We start from the raw sequence: 20,865 nt of genomic DNA on the forward strand, positions 1-20,865 counted from the left end.
CCACCCGCCAAGTAGCCAGAGGGTTGAGCGTAGTCGAAACCCAGAGCCAACATTAATGTTAATTTAGCCATTCTACTTACCATAGGCTTTCAAGACTTACAGCCTCACCGCAACTGTAGAGCCTTCTCTAGGAGACTTCGCCAGAACCACTCCGTCAGGGGGGATGCTCATAAACGGTAACAGCGGATACATTGTCGCCACGGTCAGGCTGCAAAAGGTAACAACTCGTTAACATGACCTAAAGAGATTCTAGGGTTTTGGGGAGGCTCTAAAATCTGGGCTTTATAGTAGGTTGTTGCTATTTGCATTGCAGAGTTTTTCTCGATCCATTAGCCTAGTGAAGACCGATTTGGTGTTAGAACATTATGCCAAAGGTGTGCTGAGCAAGTTGATCAGCAAAGAAGAGTGGGTTGTTTTTTCAAACTTTATAGGTATTGGCTATATTGGCTTTTCTCGTATGGATATTTTCGTGATATGCATCGGATTAGTTTCATCATGGCGCATGGCTTCGCTTTGGCGGCAGCCGCGCTTTGGCGTTATGCACCCTGTGCATGACCTTTAATTAGCACCTTCAGGACAAACACCATGGGAAAACCGACGGGCTTTATGGAATATCTGCGGGAAGTGGCGCAAGAGGTGGCCCCCGCTGATCGGATTCGTAATTGGGACGAATTTCACCTGGCCATGCCGGAGGACAATTTGCGTACCCAGGGCGCACGGTGTATGGATTGTGGCACGCCCTTTTGCCATACGGGCATCACCATCAGCGGCATGGCCAGCGGTTGCCCGATTAACAATTTGATTCCCGAATGGAACGATTTGGTCTATCGCGGCCTGTGGGAAGAAGCCCTAGAGCGGCTGCACAAAACCAACAATTTCCCGGAATTTACCGGGCGCGTCTGTCCGGCCCCTTGCGAGGGTTCCTGCGTGTTGGGCATCACCAGCCCCCCGGTGACGATTAAGAACATTGAGTATTCCATCGCCGAAAAGGGTTGGGAATCGGGCTGGATTACCCCCACCCCGCCAAAGCAGCGCACGGGCAAAAAGGTGGCGGTGATTGGCTCTGGCCCTGCGGGGTTGGCGGCGGCGGCGCAGCTTAATTCGGCGGGCCATTGGGTGACAGTGTACGAGCGGGCAGACCGTCCCGGTGGGCTGCTGATGTACGGCATCCCCAACATGAAGCTGGACAAGAAAGAGGTGGTGCAGCGGCGGCTGGATGTCCTCGAAGCGGAGGGCGTCACCTTCGTTTGCAATACCGAAGTGGGCAAAGACATCGCCGCCGAAACCCTGATGCAGGACTTTGATGCGGTGCTGCTCTGCACGGGTTCCACCCAGCCGCGAGACCTGCCCATTGAAGGCCGCGAGTTGCAGGGCATCCACTTTGCCATGGAGTTTTTGACCGAAAACACCCGTACCGTCCTGGATGGCCAGCCGACTCCAGGATTCATTCCGGCGGCGGGTAAGGATGTGGTGATCATCGGCGGCGGCGACACCGGGACGGACTGCGTGGGCACCTCCATTCGCCATGGCTGCAATAGCGTCACCCAGGTGGAAATTATGCCCCAGCCGCCGGAAACCCGCGCCGCCAACAACCCCTGGCCGGAATGGCCCAAGGTCTACAAGATGGACTACGGCCAAGAGGAAGCCGCCGCCCAGTTTGGGGCCGATCCCCGCACCTACCTGACCACGGCGACGAAGTTCGAGGGCGACGAAAACGGCCATGTCAAAGCCGTTCACACCGTCCAAATTCAGTGGGGCAAGGATGAAAACGGGCGCTTTGTGCCCCAGCCCATCCCCGACACCGAGAAGGTCGTCCCCGCCCAATTGGTGCTGTTGGCAATGGGATTCCTTGGCCCAGAACAGCCCCTTATCGACGCCCTAGGTCTTGAAAAAGACGCCCGCAGTAACGTCAAAGCCCAGCACGAGCAGTACACGACCTCGATCCCCGGAGTCTTCGCCGCCGGAGATTGCCGCCGAGGCCAAAGCCTGGTGGTGTGGGCCATCAATGAAGGGCGGGGCGCAGCACGGGAATGTGACCGCTACCTGATGGGCCGTACTGAGCTGCCCTAGGACTGGCGCGAGTCTGAGGCTCGGTTTGCAGGGGGTGTGGCATTCGCAGCAATGCCCCCAGCCGCGCCTAGTTCACTGCTGCATGGATGCGTTGAGGCCGAGTTGAAACTTTCTGGGCCTCGATGCGTCCATTATGGTTGATGATCAAAGCCTGTCACCGTCAGCCACGAGTTTGGGGAAGCCACCATGAAACAACTCTCTCTACTGTCCATGGCTCTCGTGGGATCGGGGCTGCTGGGTTTCGCCCCAGCGGCCCTAGCGGCAGAAACCGTGGTGCTGCAATACCGAGGGTTTAGCCGCACCGTGGCCGTGGCCGACCTGGCCACCTTAGCCGAAACGGGCGAAGCTCCAGCTAGCTTGGCGGGGATGCTGCGACAGGTGGGCCAGCGACCTGAAACCCTGCAAACCGTGCTGAGCCAACCCCTGATGACCGATGTGGTGATGCTGGATAAGGCGTTGAATAGCCTGCCCGGAGAGTGGATGCTCGATCAGGTCAGTCAGGCCATTCGTCCGGTGAGCGGGGAGGCCAGTCGGCAGGCGCTACGGTCGGCCTTGGTTGCCGCCGCTGATGACGATGGTGAAGTAACGCTTTTGGAAGTCCTCCAAGCCTACCCCACCGAAACCGTGGTGCTGGAGGTGGATCGCCTTCAGGCCACCTATGAGCGCATGACTACTTTTTTGGAGCCGATTTCCCGCATTTTGGGCACAAACATCCTCGATATTATTCTCCGGGGCGGGCTTTGAACCCTGGAAGGGCTGCGGTAGGATGATGGCCTGTTCAACAATCCAGTGCTGCCTGAATTTAGGGTGCATGGTCGGCCTGGGCCAGCCCTAGGGCGGATGTGGTGTTTTCGATTCGGTGCCCTATGGTTTCCCAGCTTCAACGGCTTGTGCCCTGTCCTACTGGCCTGCTTCAGGTGCCGGATCTGCCTTCGGAGGAGGGGGCCGCGCCGACCCTGTCTCTCATTATCCCCACCTACAACGAGGGTCAAAACCTAGGGACGTTGCTCAATGCGCTGGTGGCTGTCCTCGATCCGCTGTTGCCCAACGATTACGAGCTAATTTTGGTGGATGACGACAGCCCCGATCTCACCTGGCGGCAGGGGTTGGCCCTTGGCGAACATCTGCCCCAACTGCGGGTGATGCGTCGGCAGGGAGAGCGGGGGCTATCTTCGGCGGTAATTCGTGGCTGGCAGGTGGCCCAAGGAAGAATCTTGGGCGTCATTGATGCCGATCTGCAACATCCGCCGGAGGTGCTGCAAGGGTTGCTGGAAGCGATCCAATCCGGGGCCGACTTGGCCGTGGCCAGCCGCCATGTGGAGGGGGGCGGCGTTAGCGAATGGAGCTTGGCACGACGGATTCTATCGCGGGGGGCGCAAACCCTAGGGCTACTGATTTTGCCCAGAGTGGTGGGCCGAGTGAGCGACCCAATGAGCGGCTTCTTTATGGTGCAGCGTGCAGCCATTGCAGGGCCACGGCTCAACCCCAAGGGCTACAAGATTTTGCTGGAAGTTCTTGGTCGGGGCACCATCGACACGATCACCGAGGTGGGCTACGTCTTCCAAGAACGCCAGGAGGGCAGCAGCAAAGTCACCGGGCGGCAATACTTCGACTACATTCACCACCTGTTGCGGCTGCGGGCTGGGGGCCGTTTGTCTCACCTGCATCGGCGCTTTCCCTGGCAGCGGTTTCTGCGCTTTGGCCTAGTGGGGCTCAGCGGCGTGGTGGTGGATATGGCCATCCTCTACCTGCTCCACACCACCCTAGGACTACCCCTCACCCGCAGCAAAATTGTGGCGGCGGAAATCGCCATCTTCAATAATTTTGTGTGGAATGATGCCTGGACCTTTGCCGATGTCAGCCTGCGGCAGCGGGGTTGGCCAGCCCGGTTCAAGCGGTTCCTCAAGTTCAACCTGATTTGCCTCGGCGGGCTGGTGCTGAATGTGCTGGTGCTGAATCTGGTCTACAACCTGATCTTTGGCCAGCGCTGGGCCTATCTGGCCAACCTGATCGCCATCGGCCTAGTCACGATTTGGAACTTCTGGCTCAACCTCAAGCTCAGTTGGCGCGTCACCCAGGTGAAATAAGTCCCTGGTCGTCCAACCCTTTCCCCGCCTCCAGCCCGTTGTTCCGACGGGGAGTTACTGGTCAAAGATGGCGGTTTCAAGCTGTTGCAGGGCCGTTTCGAGGTCGTCGTTGATGATCTGCACATCAAATTCGGGGGCGGCGTCAATTTCCACCTGGGCGCGGGCCATGCGGCGCACAATGGCGTCTTCCGAGTCTTTGCCCCGCAGTCGAATGCGCTGCTCTAGCTCATCCAATGAAGGGGGCAGCACAAACAACTGAAGCGCCTGAGGAAAGGTGTGCCGCACCTGACGAGCGCCCTCCAGTTCAATTTCTAGGATCAGCCACTCGCCTTCCTCTAGGTGGCGCTGCACAGCGGCCTTGGGGGTGCCGTAGAAGTTTCCGGCAAACTCGGCCCACTCCAGCAGGTCGCCGTTGTCCACCATCGCTTGAAACTGCTCGCGGCTAACGAAGTAGTAGTCCTTGCCGTCTACCTCACCGGGGCGGGGGGATCGGGTGGTGGCCGAAATGGAAAGGCCCAGGCTGGGATAGCGCTCCCGCAAAGCCTTGAGCAGGGTGCCCTTACCCACGCCACTCGGCCCAGTAAACACAATCAGTCGTCCGGTACGAGAACTGGCGATGCTGGGAACATGGTCGAGGGTGGGCTGATGCAGATTGGGAGAGGGTGGGGTGCTAACGGCCATGGCAATGAGGGTGGGGTAGAACGTGGCAGCAGAGGTGATCGGTGGGGGCTGGGGATCTGGCGGGGGGACAGAACCAGAAAACCTTCATTCTAAAGAACGACGGGCTCTACGCAACAGGTGGGACATCAAATAAAACGGTGGTCATGTAGCGTTCGGCCCAGGCATCGCCAAAGGCTTTTTCGAGAACGCGGCGGGTTTTGTCGTTTTGCTGTTGTTGGGTGCAGTAGCGTTGTTGTCCGGCCAGAATGGTAGTCGTCAAGTCTGGAGTAGGCTCGGTGGCCACCGCCTGCTGACAGTGCAGGGTGAGGTAGTCGGCGATGAGCTGAACAAAGGCAGCTTCTTCTTCGGGGCTGGTGGGCCGAATGAAGCGGCAGTGGGGCGAAAAAATGGTGCCCCATTCTGGCAAGCCGCGTTCTTGGGCGAAGGGCGGTGGGGCCAGGGCCGTGAGGGCTTTGTCATAGGCGGGGGGCAGGGTGTCGGCCACGGGGGAAAGATCGACAATGGCGGCGCTGATTTGCCCTCGGCCACCCACCAGGTCGCAGCCAAACATCGGTAGGCCGTATTCAGGATTCGGGAACATCACACAATGGAGGATGTCCAGGTTATTGCCGACCCGCGCCAGTTCTAGGTGCAGCTTGCGAAACTGGGGCGCTTGGTAGCCGTGGTTTTCGATGGTCAGCCGTTCGCCCTCTAGCTTGCCCTCCACATAGCCCAAGTCCTCCGGCAGTGCGTAGGGAGACAGATCCAGATAGTCCTGCCACACCGCCTCGATACGGTTGGCCAAGGCCCGAATCATGGGGTGCTGCTGTTCCCGCAGGGAAGGGAGAGGAGAAGACGCCATGGAACCAGAATGCATATAGTAGACTTTCAGCATATCAGCCTACGCTAGCAGGCTGTGACCCGCGATACGGTTTCTTGGCAACCGCTGGCTCAATCTTGGCGTGGTAGAGAGGAGAGACGGGTGAAGCTCACAGACTGGATTAACTTAGCGCTGCTCGGCATTAGCTTGTATGTGCTGTGGCGGTTTCGGCAGATTGTGCTGCTGATTTTTGCTGCCGTCGTCCTCGTGACGGCCCTCAATAGCCTGACGCGGCTGTTTGTGCGTACCTATGGCTGGCCCCGCGACCGGGCGTTGCTCGTCACATCGGCCTTTGTGGCGTTGGGAGGCTTCATTTTTCTGGGCCTTGTCTTTCCTCTCTTTGCCAGCCAGTTTCAGGAACTATTGGAACTCACTCCCAAGGGGTTTGCGGTCCTCACGGGCTGGTTCGACGACTTCCGCGCAAATCCGCCCGACTGGTTTCCCGACCAAGATATCCAGCTTATCCCTGACTTTAGCGAACTGCTGCGTCAAGTCACCAATATCAGCACCACGGTCTTCGGCAACTTCCTATCCTTCTTCTCCAGCTCGGTGGCTATTTTGCTGCAAGTGCTGCTGCTGCTGGTTCTCACCCTGATGATTTTGGCTAATCCTCCCGCCTATCGGGGGTTGCTGCTGCGGATGTTTCCCTCCAGCTATCGCCAGCGGGCCGATGATATTCTCACCCGCTGCGAATCCGCCCTCATGTCGTGGTTGGGGGGAGTGGCGCTCAGCTCAATGTTTGTGGGCACCCTCAGCTTTGTGGGGCTGATTATTTTGGGCGTGCCCTATGCCTTTGCCCACGCCGTCCTCGCTGGGATGTTTAACTTCATTCCCAACCTGGGGCCAACCCTCAGCGCCATCTTTCCCATCTTTGTGGCGCTGCTGCAATCTCCCGGCAAGGCCCTGGCGGTGCTGGTGCTCTACGTCGTCATCCAAAATGTTGAAAGCTACTGGTTCACCCCCATGACCATGCAGAAGCAGGTTTCCCTTCTGCCCGCCGCCACCCTCATTGCCCAGATTTTCTTCACCACCTTCCTCGGCCCCTTGGGGCTAATTTTGGCCCTTCCCTTGGCGGTGGTCTGCAAAACCTGGATCGAAGAAGCCTGGATTAAGGACGTGCTAGATCGCGATGGCCCATCGGATTCGGCCCTCACACCCCCACCTCCGTCCCCCTTTCTCGGCCATCGGTAAGCCAATTCACGATAAGATCGGCGGGTTGCAATCAAGAGAGATACTATGGCCGATACCGATACCCCCAACCCCTCCCCCGATAAGCCCAAGAAAAAAATTATTACCACCAGCAGCCAACGGAACGAAGGCGGCGAAGGTGGCGAAGGCGGCGAACGTCGTGAACGTAGCGAACGCGGCGAGCGTCGGGGTGGCAAAGGTCGTCGCGGGGGTCGGGGTCGGGAAGAGGAACGCAAACCCGCTGTTCCCCCCGCCCTCATGCGCGGCCCCAGGCCCAAGCCCAAAGCTGAAGTGGTGGAAGAGGTGATTGAAGAAACGGCTGCTGAGACTGAAGCCGCCCCTGAAGAGGCTCCTACCGAAGACGCCACGACCGAGGCGACAGCTGAAGCCACCGCAGAGAGCTAAACCTTCGGCTACCCCAAACCGGGATTCTGAGCATCAACCCTGGGGTAGCGTGAATGACCTCAGGCTGTGGATGAATCTGTGGATGATCTAACGGTCTAAGAAAACCCCTGGGATCGAGGCATTGCGTCACGTCCCAGGGGTTTGTGGTTTTGGCCTAGGCTGCGAGGGGCGCTTCTTCTGGGGTGGGCGTGGCCAGCTTGGCGGATTGGTAGGCGGCAAGCTGAGCTTCGATGTTTTGGCGCACGATTTGACGGAAGTCGAGGAAGTGCTCGGCCTGGGCGCAGACGGAGACATAGTTCGCCGCTACCGCAGGGTAGCGCCAGAGGATGATGGCCAGGTTGATCCAGAAGCGCAGGCGGGTCTTGCGCTTAATGCCCTGCCGCCAGAGGACGATGAAAAAGGCACGGATGGTAATCCAGTTAATATCCGGTGCCCCAGCGGAGACGGTGCGGTTTTTATAGTTGCGTTTTTGGGCTTCTCCTAGCATCAAAAAGTGGCGGAAGGTGCGGTTGAGGACAATCAGCGGATCGTACAAATCCCAGAAGGTTTGGATAAATTCTTCAGTGATGTCTTCGATGGGCCGAGTGGGCACGAAATTCATCAGGGTGGCCTGGTTGATGTCGGCGCTCTTGCCCAGCAAGCGACCTTCTTTTTCTAGGCGGTGCCAGAGGGCGGTATCCGGCAGGGCTTGCAGCATACTCACCATGGCGGTGGGGATGGCGGTTTGCTCCACAAATTGATAGATGCGTTCGCCTGCGCCTTTTTTCTCGCCGTCAAAGCCGACGATGAATCCGGCCATCACCCGCAGTCCGGCGTTGGCAATGGCGACCACCGATTCCGATAGCGGATCGCGAACATTTTGGAACTTTTTGGTGAGGGCGAGGCTATCGTCATCGGGGGTTTCGATGCCTAAAAAGACGGTGCCAAAGTTGCAGTCCACCATCATCTGCATCAGTTCTGGATCTTGGGCCAAGTCTACCGAAGCCTCAGTGGCAAAGGAGAAGGGATAGCCGTGCTCCTCCATCCAGGGCTTCATGGCCGTCAGCAGGCGTTTGACGTTGCGCTTGTTGCCGATGAAGTTATCATCCACCATGAAGATGCTGCGCCGCCAGCCCAGGTCGTAGAGGTACTGAAGCTCGGCCAAAAGCTGATCGGGCTCTTTGGTGCGGGGTTTGCGCCCATAGAGCACAATGATGTCGCAAAATTCGCACTGAAAGGGACAGCCCCGCGAAAATTGGATCGACATTTCGGCATAGGCATCTAGCTCCAGCAGGTCGTAGCGGGGGATGGGGGTGTCGGTAACGGCGGGTTTTTCGCCCCCAGAGCGGAAGGTGCCGCTGCGGTCGCCCCGTTCCACCGCCTCCACAAACATGGGTAGGGTAATTTCCCCTTCGTCTAAAATCAAAAAGTCGGCCCCGGCTTCTTCCGCTTCGTGGGGCAGAGAGGTGGGATAGGGGCCACCCACGGCCACCAGCTTGCCGTATTCCTTCGCGGTACGAATAGCGGCCAAAAAGTCGGGCCGATGGACGATCATGGCGGAGACAATCACAATATCGGCCCAGCGCCACTCGGCGTCTTCCACCTCCCGCACATTGCGGTCTACCAGCTTAAAATTCCAGCTTTGGGGCAAAATAGCCGCCACCGTCACCAGACCCAAGGGCGGCAACTGTGCCTTCATGCCTACCAGTTCCAGGGTTTTATCAAAGGACCAAAAGCTTTTTGGAAAACGAGGATAAACCAGCAGGATATTCATGGATACTAACGTAGGATTTCCGCCATCCTACGAGAGTTATCCTAAATGTGCAAACTGGAAGCCGTGGGAGTGTCCCAGTTGGCAGGATTTTTAGCCGTTTTGGAGGGTGTGCCAGCGTTCATCAACATCCCCTAGTGCGGGGATTTTCTATCGCCTTGCTGACCTTTTGGCGTGCTTTGATTGACTCAAATCTATGATTTGTCCTGGGTTAATCCATGGTGATGACGGCCCCTGGCGATAGCGACCCTCTGAATCACCCTAGGCGGCGTGGCGTTCGAGGGCCAACTGCACCAGGGTATCCACCAGTTCCGGGAAGGGTACACCGCTGGCCTCCCAGAGCATGGGATACATACTGGTTGCCGTAAAGCCGGGGAGGGTGTTGATTTCGTTGATCAAGATTTCCCGGGTAGCTTCCACATAGAAAAAGTCCACTCGCGAGAGTCCGGCGGCATCCACGGCCTGAAACGCCTTCACCGCCATGTCCCGGATTTGCTGGCTGACGGCCTCCGGCAGAGGGGAGGGAATGGTGAGGTCGGCTTGGCCGCTAGTGTATTTGGTTTCGTAGTCGTAGAAGTCGCTCTGGAAGGAGATTTCCCCCAGCACCGAGGCCCGTGGGTTGTCGTTACCGAGGACGGCGCATTCCACCTCGCGGGCCACCACTCCGGCTTCGACGATCAGCCGTCGGTCGTAGCTGGCGGCACTGTCGAGAGCGGCTTCCAGTTCGCGGCGGTTGGTGGCCTTGGCAATGCCCACGGAAGACCCCAGGTTGGCGGGTTTGACAAAGCAGGGATAGCCCAGTTCGGCTTCAATCTGGTCGCACAGTTTAGGGAACACGCAGGGATTTGACCACACCTCACTGCGGTTCACGGCCAAATACTTCACCTGGGGTAGACCCGCCTGGGCAAAGGCGTTTTTCATGGCGATTTTGTCCATCCCCGCGGCCGAACCCAGCACCCCAGAGCCCACCCAGGGGCGCTGCATCAGGGTGAACACGCCCTGTACGGTACCGTCTTCGCCGTTGGGGCCGTGGAGCACCGGAAACCACACGTCCACCTCATCCACCTGGCTAAACTGGGGCAGTCGTTGCAGCGACGTGATAGTTTCGGCGGCAGGTAAGTCGCTGAGGGGAAGTCCGGCGGCAAGTACCTCAGCCGCCTCAGCACCCGCCAGCCACACGCCATCCTTACGAATATAGACGGGCAAGATGTGGTACTTCTCCGCATTGGCCCCGCTGCTCAGCCCCCGCGCAATCGCCTGGGCCGACCGAATCGACACCTCATGCTCCCCAGAGCAGCCGCCAAATACCAAGCCCACCGTCATCGCCGTCATTGTGTCGCCCCTATCACGCCAGTTAGCGCATAGGGTATCACAGACTGCTTGGCCTATCGCGGCAGGAATGATTTGGGGCACAAAGCCCACGGCAAGCCCCAGATGAACGATGGACGTTTGCTCGTCGGGAACCCTAGAAAGACATGGACAAGGGCGTAAAAAAGGGCATGAAAAAGGGTGTGGAGACCACGCCCCTACGATGCCATCGTCACTTGACTTATACTCGACTCACCTGCCGTCGCTCCGTGGCTAGGCGTCCATATTTGTAGTAGGCGGCGCAAGCTCCCTCAGAGGACACCATGCAGGCTCCCAGCGGACTTTCTGGCGTGCAGGCGGTGCCGAATACCTTGCAATCCCAGGGCTTTTTCACACCTTTTAGAATCTCGCCGCAGGCACAGGCCCGATGATCCGCCACCTGCCGACCGGGGAGGGTGAATTTCTCTTCCGCATCCCACGCCGCCAGGGCTGGTCGCATCCGTAGCCCAGAGGCCGGAATATCTCCCAAGCCACGCCATTCAAAGGTGGGGCGCACCTCAAACACCTCGGCCATCGCCCCCATCGCCACCGCATTACCCTGATCGTTGACAAGGCGGGTGTACTGATTTTCCACCTCACAACGGCCCTCCGCCAACTGCCGCAGCACCATCCACACCGACTGCAAAATATCCAGCGGCTCGAAACCCGACACCACCACGGGTTTACCATAGTGAGCGGTAATCACCCGGTAAGGATCGGTGCCAATCACGGTGCTAACGTGCCCCGGCCCCACAAAACCATCCAGTTGCAAATCGGGGTTATCCAGCAGGGCTTCCAAGGCCGGAACTACCAGGACGTGGTTGCTAAACAAACTAAAATTCATCACCCCCTGATCCCGCGCTTGCAGCACCGTGAGGGCCGTACTGGGGGCCGTGGTTTCAAAGCCAATGGCGAAAAAGACCACTTCTTTATCAGGATTGGCCTTCGCCATCGCCAACGCATCCAGCGGCGAATACACCATGCGAATATCTGCCCCCTCCGCCTTGGCCTGGAGCAAATTCAGCGTTGAACCGGGCACCCGCATGGCATCGCCAAAGGTGGTGAAAATTACGTTGGGCTGCTGGGCAATGGTGATGGCATCATCCAATCTTCCCTTAGGCATAATGCACACCGGACACCCCGGCCCATGGACGAGTTCAATGCTGGTCGGCAGCAAATGTTCTAACCCAAACTTAAAAATGGCGTGGGTATGGCCCCCGCAAACTTCCATAATTTTGATGGGGCCAGGTCGATCCTGGGTTAGCTTTTCCGCCAGTTGGGTAATATCCGCCAAAACGCCTTGAGCCTTAGCCGGATTACGAAATTCATCAACGTATTTCATAGGTTAAAGATAAAGACAAGTATTTGTGATTCAAAAAGACAGAGAAAATCGCTGATACAAGGAAAATTATGATTTCATGATTGACATTCCTAATTTTTGCCAGAAACTTTTTGGAGATTTGTCCAGCGAGTTGCCTGACTGCGATTCGATGACAGGTCAACTATTTCTCTGCCGCTTTCAGCTTCTTGTTTTTGCAGGTCAGCAAATAGCGATTTTAAGTCGTAATTGAAGGATCTCAGGTATTCTTCCCGAATTCTATGAATCTCTTCTACAATTTCATCTCGATACATTATTAATCTCCAAGTAGTTCGTAGGGTGTGCAAAGGATGGGTAGTTCATATCCAAAGTCGGCGCTAATTTGTGCTAACCGCCTTTGGATTTGGGCATTCGCTATGTGTTTACAATTCCATGTCAGCAGGTAGTCCATTCCATGAATTGTTGAAGCAGCAATATGAACGGCATCAATATCGGCTTTTGCGGGAAGATTGCTGCGTGCTAGAAAATTCTCTGCCAGACCCAGTACAGATGAGTTCAGCTCGAGTATTTTGATTTGGCTGATGATTTCGAGGCGTTGCGCTGCGATTTCGGCATCTCCCTGAGAGGTTTCCTTGACAACAGCTTGTGATGCGTATAATTGAAACTTACTACGACGATTCTCCCACCACTCCTTTGTTATCTCAATATTAGCGGCTACCACTATATCTCGGCTTGGGCGCGCAGTGAGATAGCCTAAAATGCTTGTTTCAATATAGATAGTTTCACTCATCAAAAGTTCGCTATTTCTAGTTCCTTAGTGTCAAATTCTGCCAGTTGATCTAACAAGACCAGAGTAGCAGCAGCTTCGTCAGGGTCGATGCGGTTGAGGGCAAAGCCAACGTGAACCAGCACCCATTCCCCTACACAGCTTTCGAGGGGATGATCGTCATCCACAATGCAGGCAATGTTAACAGGACGCCGCACGCCGCTGATATCCACAATGGCGAGTTGATTAACGGGGTCACTAATGGATTGAATTTGACCGGGAATACCTAGGCACATGGGAATTTTTTGGAGTAAGTTTTGAACTTTGAATTTTGAACTTTGAATTGAACACCGAAATCTCCATCGACAAAAGACGATTAGGGCGGTGGTTGAGCCGATTGGGCAGCGGCAATCACCGCTTGACCGAGGGAAAGCCCGCCATCATTGGGAGGAACTTGGTGATGGGTGAGGACGGTGAGGCCAAGGGTTTGCAGGCGCTGCGTCACTTGGGCGGTGAGGATTTGATTTTGAAACACGCCACCGGAAAGCGCAACGGTCGTGGCTTGATGGTGTTGGGCTAAGTGTTGCACCAGCGTGGATAGGGCATTGGCGAATCCCACATGGAAGCGGGCAGAAATTAGGGCGGGGGCGGCATTTTGTTGCAAATCCTGGAGCAGACTGGGCCACATTGGGGCGGGATCGAGGATGAGGGGTTGCAGTTCTGATGCGGAATCTGGCCTGTTGGTCTCCAGGATCGGTGGGCGAGGAGACCTCGCCCCTACGGCATTGGATAGGCCCTGAAGGGTGAAGGCATAGGCGGAATTTTGGGCGGTTTCGAGGTGGTGGGGTTGGATCAGGGCTTCCAGTTCGATGGCTCCTTGGCCTTCGTAGGTGGCGGTTTCGCGGCAGAGGCCCACGGCGGCGGCAACGGCATCAAACAAGCGTCCTGCCGAGGAGGCCAGGGGCGCATTGAGGTTTTGGGCCAGCATGGTATCCAGCAGGGCCAGGGGTTGATGTTTGAAAAAGCGCACCAAGTCCAGTTTGGGAAAGGCTTTTTGCACCGCGTCCCAACTGCCAAAGGCGGCAACGAGGTGGGCGTAGGTGTTGCGCCAGGGTTGGCGGATGGCTTGGGTGCCGCCCAGCATGGCCACGGGCTTGAGGTGGGCGAGGCGTTGGTATTGGCGATAGTCCGCCAGCAAAACTTCGCCGCCCCAGAGGGTGCCATCGTCGCCATAGCCGAGGCCATCTAGGGCAATGCCGAGGACGGGGGCGGTGTCCAACGGCAAACCGTTATCGGCCATGCAGGCGGCGATGTGGGCATGGTGGTGCTGCACAGTGGTGAGGGCAAGTCCCTGACGCTCGGCCCAGTCTTGCCCCAGTTTGGTGGAGAGGTATTCTGGGTGGGCATCCACGACGAGGTGGGTGGGGTCGTATTCAAACAGGTTGAGGTAGAGATCGAGCGCCTGCCGATAGCCCTGGTGGGCCGCTGCATTTTCCAGATCGCCCAGGTGTTGGGAGAGAATCGCCTGTCCGGGCCGCAGCAGACAGAAGGTACTTTTCAGTTCGCCACCTAGGGCCAAAATCGGCGGTAAATCCTCAAATCCAGCGGGTAACGCTATCGGAGCCGGAGCATAACCCCTCGCCCGCCGCAGAATTTGGGGTTGGCCATCGACCACCCGCACCACCGAATCATCCACCCGGTTCACAATGTCGCGGTTGTGCAGCAAAAAGTAGGTGGCAATGTCGCCCAACTGCTCCCGCACCGCCTCGTTGGTGATGCACTGGGGCTCGTCGGAACGGTTGCCGCTGGTCATCACAATGGGCCGATCTAACCGCTGCAGAATGAGGTGGTGCAGGGGCGTGTAGGGCAGCATGACGCCGAGGGTGCCCAGTCCAGGAGAAAGGGACGGGGAGAGGGGGAGAGGAGGAGAGGGGAGTCGGGAGTCGGAAGAGGCGGAGAACTTTGAACCTTGAACTTTGAATTTTGAATTTTCAACTGGCGTGAGGAGGACAATGGGCGCAGCGGGGCTTTGTAACAATTCGGCTTCTTGGGGGCTAACGTCGCAGTAGGGGGCGATGGCCGCGAGATCCTTCACCATCAGGGCGAAGGGCTTGTGGTAGCGGTGTTTGCGCTGGCGTAGGGTTTGAACGGCGGCCTCGTTGGTGGCATCGCAGGCGAGGTGAACGCCGCCCAGCCCTTTGATGGCAACAATTTCGCCGCGCAAAATTAGGGTGGCGATGGCTTCGGCTTCGTCCACCAAGGAAAGGGACTTACTGCATAGGGGTTTGCCGTCGGCCCGTTCTAGCCACACCTTGGGGCCGCAGACGGGGCAGGCGGTGGGCTGGGCATGGAAGCGGCGATGGCCCACATCCTGGTATTCTTGGCGGCAGGAGGGGCACATCTCGAACCAGGCCATGCTAGTGCTTTGGCGGTCGTAGGGTAGGTGGCGGATGATGCTGAGCCGGGGGCCGCAGTGGGTGCAATTGGTGAAGGGATAGCGAAAATGGCGGCGACGAGGGTTGAAGATATCCGCCAAGCACTGGGGACAGGTGGCGGCATCGGGGGGAATTTCGGTGCGGGCGGGGGTGTGGGCACTTTCAACAATGGTGAAGCCTGCTTCAGTCACCGCATCTAACGGCAGGGATTGCCGCTGAATACAGGCAATTTTGGCCAGCGGCGGCTTTTCCTTCAGCAAATGGGTGACAAACTGGTCAATTTGGGCTGACGTTCCGGCCAAGTGGATCAACACGCCTTCCCCATCATTCAGCACATGGCCGCGCAGACCCAACGCTACCGCCAGCCGATAGACTGTGGGCCGAAAGCCGACCCCCTGAACGGTGCCCGTCACCCGCAGCACCTCGGCTAGCGGGGTTTCTACGAGGGGTTGAGCAGTTGCTTGGGGCGTGGCTCTACGTTTGGGGGTGTAGGGCGCTGAAATATGGGAAGTGACAGATTGAGCGGAATCAGAGGAAAGCGTCATGGCAACTAACGCAATGCCCAGGGCATCAACGACCAACTGCGTCCTAGTCAAACAGAACGCCATACCTACGAGAGTAAAGGGGGCATGGCGCTTTGTTTAAATCCCTATGATTTTCTTTAGTGTTGGGCCACAGCAGTGCGACGATCAGCGGAGTTGTTCTGGGCCATAGCGTCTGGGCCTGGACGATGCCAAGCCATGGGTCTGCCAAGGAATTGGTTTACGAGATGCCTAGGCTTTGTTGTTGATCAGCGCCTTGGAGAGGCCGGAGAACCGTTCCATGGCAATCATCAGCAGGGCAGTGAGGAAAATCAGCACCCCGGAGATGGCGGCGGCACGCACGTCCAGGTCGTTTTCGATCATCGACCACATGCGGATGGGCAGCATTTCGGTGCGGGCATCGGACAAAAACAGTGTCACCGCCACGTTGTCGAAGGAGGTGAGGAAGGCCATGAACGCACCAATCAGCACCCCTGGTTTAATCAGGGGCAGGGTCACGTTGAAGAAGGTGTAGGCAGGGCTGGCCCCCAGGGCGCTGGAGGCTTCCTGGAGGGAGGAACCAAGCTGGGTAAGGCTGGCCAGCACGTTCCGCACCACGTAGGGCGTACAGATGACGATGTGGCCAATGATTAAGGTAAACAGGGACAGGCGAATGCCCACCATGGCAAAGAAGGCCATCATGCCCAAACCCAGGGCCACACCGGGCAGGGCCAGGGGCGACATCACCAGGGCATCCATCGCCGCCACCCAGCGGCCCCGGCTGTTGATCATGGCGAGACAGGCCGAAACCCCCAGCACCACACACACAATGGCAGTGAACAGGGCCACCTGAAAGCTATTCAGGGCAGCAGCCCGGAGTTCGGGGAAGCTAAACAGCGACAGATACCACTGCAAGGAAAAGCCGGGGGGCGGAAATTGCAGTGTAGCCGAGGAACTGAAGGAGGCCAACAGCACAATGATGGTGGGGGCCGTGAGCATAATCAGGCCCAGAATGGCGAGGATGGGCATCACCACCGCAAAGGACACCTGATCCAGCTTGCGGAGGGAGTAGGCCGACTCGGCGGGCAGTTGGGCGGGTGGGTTGAGGGAGGTGGAGGACATGGCGGTTCCTAGGGAGTCTGCGTTGGCGAATCGTCAGAGGTGAGTTGTCTGAGGCGGATAGTTTGGGTTAGGAAATGGTCTGGATTAACGGATGTAGCGGCGGCTGCGTTTGCCGAAGGCACCCAAAATCAGCACCACGGCCACCACCATGATCAGCAACAGGGTGGAGACGGCGGCGGCAAAGGGTTGGTTTAGCAGTACGATGCCCTGTTGATAAATCAGTGTCGGCAGATAGATGAGCTGGCCCCCGCCGATGATGGAGGGCGTGACGAAGGAGCTGACCGTGAGGGCAAACACCAGCAGCGACCCAGAAATCATCCCCGGCAGGGTGAGGGGGAAGGTGATTTGCCAGAAGGTGCGCCATGCCCCACCGCCTAGGCTTTTAGACGCCGCCGCCAGCCGGGAATCAATCTGGGAAAGCGATGCCACAATGGGCAGCACCATCATCGGTAGCCAAATTTGGGTGAGGGCAATCAGCACGCCGTTGTGGGTAAACAGCAGGCGGATGGGTTCCTCGATGAGTCCGAGTTTCATCAGGGCCGTATTGATCAACCCCTGTCGGCCCAAAATCACTACCCAGCCAAAGGTACGAACCACCGCACTGGTGAGCAGGGGCAGCATGATCAAAAAGGTGAGTACCCCCTTCCAGCGGGCGTGGACATTGGTATAGAAATAGGCGACGGGGTAGCCAATAATTAGGCAGGCAATGGTGACTTGAACCCCCAACCAAAAGGTATCGGTGAGGGCTTTGACGTTGACCGCATTGCCAAAGAATTTGGTGTAGTTCTCTAAGGAAATGCCGCCAGCCCCAGCCTGAAAGCTAGAGGCAATCAAAATCACCAAGGGTACGATGTAAAACAGTTGCAGAAAAATGGCCAGGGGCAAGGCCAAAAAGTCCTGTTTAGGTCGCAGTAGTTGGCTGATGTTCATAGCGTTTAACTGGCTGAGGTTGACATGCGGGCAATCCTGAAAACTCAATGTTGACCTAGAGAAGAACCCCGATGTCTGACCCAAATGACAATCCTGGGATGATGGCCAAGATTAAGAAACCGGGTTTCTAGGTAGGGCGTTTTGCCTAGGAATTTCTACAGTTGAATGGCCTGATCAAAGCGTTCAATCCATTCGGAGCGATTGGGGTTAATTTGTGACCAATCTAAGAACACCAGATTGCCAAGGGCTTCATCGAGGGTGGAGCCAAATTTCTCCGCCAGGAGGCCCGTTAGTTCCACATTGCGGTTGACGGGCAAAAAGTTGTAGGGCTCCTGGGACATGGCCGTTTGCACCTCTAGGCTGAGGCTGGCGTCAATGAAGGCGGCGGCGGCGGCGAGGTCAGCGGTGGTGTTGGCCACAATTTGCTGAGAGGGCCGCATGGCAATCGCCCCTTCCTGGGGAGCCACCCATTCAATGTCCACCCCACGGGCCTTCAGGGCCATGACGTTGTTCAAATCGTGGGGAGCCAGGGCAATTTCCCCCTGCTGGAACAGCGTAGCCAGGGCTCCAGAGTTGGCGGCGAGGCCCGCTAGGTTCGGTTTGAGTTCCTGCTCTAGGGCTTCAAAGGCGGGTTCAATGTTAGATTCACTGCCGCCGCGCAACTTGGCCAACTGCACCATCACCGAAGTGCCCTGGGTGGTCTGCATCCCCTGCATCGACACCCGACCCCGGAACTGCGGATCGTAGAGGTCTTCCCAGGAGGTGGGTGGGGTGGTGATTTCGCTGGGATTGTAGGCCAAGCCAATTACCTGAAGGCCCGTGGTGGGTGCCCAGCCATCGGGGCTCAGCAGTTGGGGGGCCACCTGGTCGTAGTTGCTGATCATCTCCACCGGGATGGGCACAAAGAGTTCCTTAGAAGCCGCATTAAAAGGGCCTTCGTCAATCAGCGCCACGTCAAAGGGGGGATTTTGCGGAGCTGCCGTCAGTTGGGCCACCTGCTCTAGGGACACCATCGTCACCAGGTTGGCACTGCCCCCGCCAGCGGATTGAAAGGCCGGAACAATCACATCCCGATAAAGCTGCTCCCAGCTTCCGGCAAAGGTAGTAACAATCAAATCCGACCGACCGCCCCCGCTGGTGCCGCCCCCAGCAGAGGTTTGGGTAGGTGTGGTGTCGCAGGCTTTAATCAGCAGGGCGGTACCCGCAAACAGGCCAGTCCCCAGCAGGGTACGACGGCTAAATTGAAAGGATCCAGATCGGGACACGAACTCAAACTCCGGTAACTATAAACAAACACTTGTGCCAAAGCCGACCGATATGCCCCAGCATCCAAGGGGCAAGGAGACCTCGCCCCTACGGTTGGTTGGATTGGGAATTGGGGTGGGCTAGATCGGGTTAGGCACCATTCCTAAACACAAAGACCACGCTTAGGGCGGATGTGAACTGAGCCCACCCTTGCCCGACCTAGGCGGTGAAGACCGAACAGGCGTCGGAGGCCACCAGATCAAGGTGAATTTGATCGCCGGGGGCAAGGGGCTTGGTTCCGAGGGTGCGGGTTTGGGTGAGCTTGATGTGCAGGTCGTTGGCGAGAACGACATCGTAGGTCATCACCGCACCGAGGGGGAGGCACATGGCCACGGTGCCCGCCAGGGTGTGGCGGTGGGATTGGGTTTGAACCCGCAGGTTTTCGGGCCGAATGGCCACGGTGATCGGGGTTTGGGAGGGGAGGGCGTGATCCGTTGTAACCTCCAGTTCGCCACCAGGAACCTTGACCAAATAGCCCTTATCTACCCGACCCAGCACCTCCCCAGGCAGGTGGTTGCAGGTGCCCACAAAGGAGCTGACAAAGGGTGTAGCCGGACGGTCGTACAAATTGCTGGGGCTGTCGAACTGGTGAATTTCGCCGCCAGACAGTACCGCAATGCGGTCGGACATACTCATGGCCTCCTCCTGATCGTGCGTCACCATGATGGCGGTGATGCCGCGATTGCTGAGGATGCGGCGAATTTCAATCTGCATATCCAGGCGTAGGCTTTTATCGAGGGCGCTGAGGGGTTCATCCAGCAGCATGATGCGCGGCTCTACCGCCAGGGCACGGGCAATGGCCACCCGCTGTTGTTGGCCTCCCGATAGTTCGCTGGGCACCCGCTTAGCCAAGTGGCCGAGCTGCACCATGTCTAGCATTTCGCCTACCCGGTTGGCCACCTGAATGCGAGACATCTTGCGTCCCGCCCGCAGCCCGTAGGCCACGTTGTCCCACACGGTCATGTGGGGGAAGAGGGCGTAGTTTTGGAACACAATGCCCGTGCCCCGCTCACTGGGAGACAGCCCCGTCACCGATTTGCCGTCGATCAAAACGCTGCCCGATGTGGGGTCGAGGAAGCCAGAAATGATTCGCAGCAGGGTGGTTTTACCGCAGCCGCTCGGCCCCAACAGCGACACAAACTCTCCCGGCTGAATGGCTAGGTTGATGTCCTTCAGGGCCACAAAGGAACCAAATTGGTGCATCACCTGGGACAGGGTCAGGCTGTGTCCTGAGTCGGTGCCCAGGGTGGCGACAGCGGCTAGGGTGGCGGGAGATTGGGTGGCTTGCATGAACCTTAGGGGGGGTGGATGGACATTGAATGTTGTGGCCTAAACAACCTCAATCAACCGTCAAATCCCAGTCTTAGACTAGGGCGCGGCCACAACGCTGGGATCGGGAGGGGTGGGAATGGCAAGGTGGATGAGTTCACCAATTTTGGTGTACTCCACCGGGCCACCCAGGCGAGTGACAGGCTGCATGTGCACTGTATCCACCAGCCCCAGCTGACTTCTGTATAAATCCTTGCGGATATGGAAACGCAAGACCTGACCCAGCACCATAATGCTGGCGGCTTCGGCCACGGGCACAATTTGGGTGACTCGGCACTCCATCGCCACCGGGGCACCCTGAATCATCCAGGGCCGCACCTCCGTGGCGGGCACGGCTTTCAGTCCCGCTACCTCAAACTCATTGGTGCCGTGGGGCAGTTCCATGGCGGTTTTCACCATCGCCTCCGACAGGGCTTCATCCACCACATGGCAGACAAACTCTCCCACCTCTCGCACATTGCGTAGGGTGTCTTTTTCCTGGGGGTCGCGGCGACGCAGGGCCACCGAAAACATCAGCGTGGGCGGAAACCCCGACACCGCATTAAAAAACGAGTAGGGCGCTAGGTTGGGCTGGCCCTCGGCGCTGATCGTAGACACCCAGGCAATCGGGCGCGGAGCCACCACGCTGGTTAACAAGTGATAGGGGGCAGGCACCTCCATCTCCGCTGTGGCCAGGGTGATCATCTCTGGGGCGTCAAGGTCGGGCATGGTGGGTCGGGCACTGTAGGCTCAATGGGGAAGAAGGGCGAGGA

At 57.8% G+C, this 20,865-nt stretch carries 20 protein-coding genes; 6 read left to right on the forward strand and 14 right to left on the reverse strand.

What is annotated here, in order from left to right; translation table 11 throughout:
- Nucleotides 1-337: 337 nt before the first annotated feature.
- The 4 genes from GFS31_RS10555 (at nt 338) to GFS31_RS10570 (ending at nt 4,157) form a co-directional block, all read left to right on the forward strand.
- A complete protein-coding gene (locus GFS31_RS10555; RefSeq protein WP_198804796.1) occupies nt 338-562 on the forward strand; it encodes a hypothetical protein in 225 nt (74 codons plus the stop codon).
- Between the two features lie 23 nt (nt 563-585).
- Nucleotides 586-2,070, forward strand: a complete 1,485-nt coding sequence (locus GFS31_RS10560; RefSeq protein WP_198804797.1) for a glutamate synthase subunit beta — start codon at nt 586-588, stop codon at nt 2,068-2,070.
- A 186-nt stretch (nt 2,071-2,256) separates the two neighbouring features.
- Nucleotides 2,257-2,814: an alpha/beta hydrolase gene (locus tag GFS31_RS10565; protein ID WP_198804798.1), complete on the forward strand. Its 558-nt coding sequence runs from the start codon at nt 2,257-2,259 to the stop codon at nt 2,812-2,814.
- A gap of 122 nt (nt 2,815-2,936) precedes the next feature.
- Entirely contained in the window at nt 2,937-4,157 is a 1,221-nt protein-coding gene (locus GFS31_RS10570; RefSeq protein WP_198804799.1) for a glycosyltransferase, read from the forward strand.
- A 54-nt stretch (nt 4,158-4,211) separates the two neighbouring features.
- Here the strand turns inward: GFS31_RS10570 and gmk are convergent, their stop codons facing one another.
- Nucleotides 4,212-4,838, reverse strand: coding sequence for a guanylate kinase (gmk, locus tag GFS31_RS10575; RefSeq protein WP_198804800.1), 627 nt, complete (start codon nt 4,836-4,838; stop codon nt 4,212-4,214).
- Nucleotides 4,839-4,944: 106 nt separating this feature from the next.
- A complete protein-coding gene (locus GFS31_RS10580; protein WP_225907378.1) occupies nt 4,945-5,679 on the reverse strand; it encodes a phycocyanobilin:ferredoxin oxidoreductase in 735 nt (244 codons plus the stop codon).
- Between the two features lie 120 nt (nt 5,680-5,799).
- Here GFS31_RS10580 and GFS31_RS10585 point away from each other — a divergent pair, with 120 nt between their 5' ends.
- Together GFS31_RS10585 and GFS31_RS10590 are read left to right on the forward strand one after the other, a co-directional pair.
- Nucleotides 5,800-6,888, forward strand: a complete 1,089-nt coding sequence (locus tag GFS31_RS10585) for an AI-2E family transporter (RefSeq protein WP_198804802.1) — start codon at nt 5,800-5,802, stop codon at nt 6,886-6,888.
- Nucleotides 6,889-6,933: 45 nt separating this feature from the next.
- Complete coding sequence (locus tag GFS31_RS10590) at nt 6,934-7,290, forward strand: hypothetical protein (protein WP_198804803.1); 357 nt, start codon at nt 6,934-6,936, stop codon at nt 7,288-7,290.
- Between the two features lie 154 nt (nt 7,291-7,444).
- Here GFS31_RS10590 and GFS31_RS10595 read toward each other — a convergent pair whose 3' ends face one another.
- From GFS31_RS10595 to GFS31_RS10650, 12 genes are all read right to left on the reverse strand, one after another.
- Nucleotides 7,445-9,043, reverse strand: coding sequence for a B12-binding domain-containing radical SAM protein (locus GFS31_RS10595; RefSeq protein WP_198804804.1), 1,599 nt, complete (start codon nt 9,041-9,043; stop codon nt 7,445-7,447).
- Nucleotides 9,044-9,301: 258 nt separating this feature from the next.
- Nucleotides 9,302-10,372, reverse strand: coding sequence for a D-alanine--D-alanine ligase family protein (locus GFS31_RS10600; protein ID WP_198804805.1), 1,071 nt, complete (start codon nt 10,370-10,372; stop codon nt 9,302-9,304).
- Between the two features lie 217 nt (nt 10,373-10,589).
- Nucleotides 10,590-11,729 carry a hydrogenase formation protein HypD gene (gene hypD, locus GFS31_RS10605; RefSeq protein ID WP_198804806.1) on the reverse strand — a complete coding sequence of 380 codons (1,140 nt, stop codon included), beginning with the start codon at nt 11,727-11,729 and terminating at the stop codon, nt 10,590-10,592.
- A gap of 89 nt (nt 11,730-11,818) precedes the next feature.
- Entirely contained in the window at nt 11,819-12,019 is a 201-nt protein-coding gene (locus tag GFS31_RS10610) for a hypothetical protein (protein ID WP_198804807.1), read from the reverse strand.
- Between the two features lie 2 nt (nt 12,020-12,021).
- A complete protein-coding gene (locus tag GFS31_RS10615; RefSeq protein WP_198804808.1) occupies nt 12,022-12,495 on the reverse strand; it encodes a type II toxin-antitoxin system VapC family toxin in 474 nt (157 codons plus the stop codon).
- Nucleotides 12,495-12,767, reverse strand: a complete 273-nt coding sequence (locus tag GFS31_RS10620) for a HypC/HybG/HupF family hydrogenase formation chaperone (protein WP_198804809.1) — start codon at nt 12,765-12,767, stop codon at nt 12,495-12,497. The genes GFS31_RS10615 and GFS31_RS10620 overlap by 1 nt, the downstream gene beginning before the upstream one ends.
- An 80-nt stretch (nt 12,768-12,847) precedes the next feature.
- Entirely contained in the window at nt 12,848-15,451 is a 2,604-nt protein-coding gene (hypF, locus tag GFS31_RS10625; protein WP_198804810.1) for a carbamoyltransferase HypF, read from the reverse strand.
- A gap of 228 nt (nt 15,452-15,679) precedes the next feature.
- Nucleotides 15,680-16,549, reverse strand: a complete 870-nt coding sequence (locus GFS31_RS10630; RefSeq protein WP_198804811.1) for an ABC transporter permease — start codon at nt 16,547-16,549, stop codon at nt 15,680-15,682.
- Nucleotides 16,550-16,633: 84 nt separating this feature from the next.
- A complete protein-coding gene (locus GFS31_RS10635) occupies nt 16,634-17,479 on the reverse strand; it encodes an ABC transporter permease (protein WP_198804812.1) in 846 nt (281 codons plus the stop codon).
- 155 nt (nt 17,480-17,634) lie between these two features.
- Nucleotides 17,635-18,744, reverse strand: coding sequence for an extracellular solute-binding protein (locus GFS31_RS10640; RefSeq protein WP_198804813.1), 1,110 nt, complete (start codon nt 18,742-18,744; stop codon nt 17,635-17,637).
- A gap of 199 nt (nt 18,745-18,943) precedes the next feature.
- Nucleotides 18,944-20,074 (reverse strand): ABC transporter ATP-binding protein, encoded by a 1,131-nt coding sequence (locus GFS31_RS10645; protein ID WP_198804814.1) that lies wholly within the window; start codon nt 20,072-20,074, stop codon nt 18,944-18,946.
- Between the two features lie 78 nt (nt 20,075-20,152).
- Nucleotides 20,153-20,821, reverse strand: a complete 669-nt coding sequence (locus GFS31_RS10650) for a flavin reductase family protein (protein ID WP_198804815.1) — start codon at nt 20,819-20,821, stop codon at nt 20,153-20,155.
- Nucleotides 20,822-20,865 lie beyond the last annotated feature (44 nt).

Source organism: Leptolyngbya sp. BL0902, from assembly GCF_016403105.1.
Classification (GTDB): Bacteria; Cyanobacteriota; Cyanobacteriia; order Phormidesmidales; family Phormidesmidaceae; genus Nodosilinea.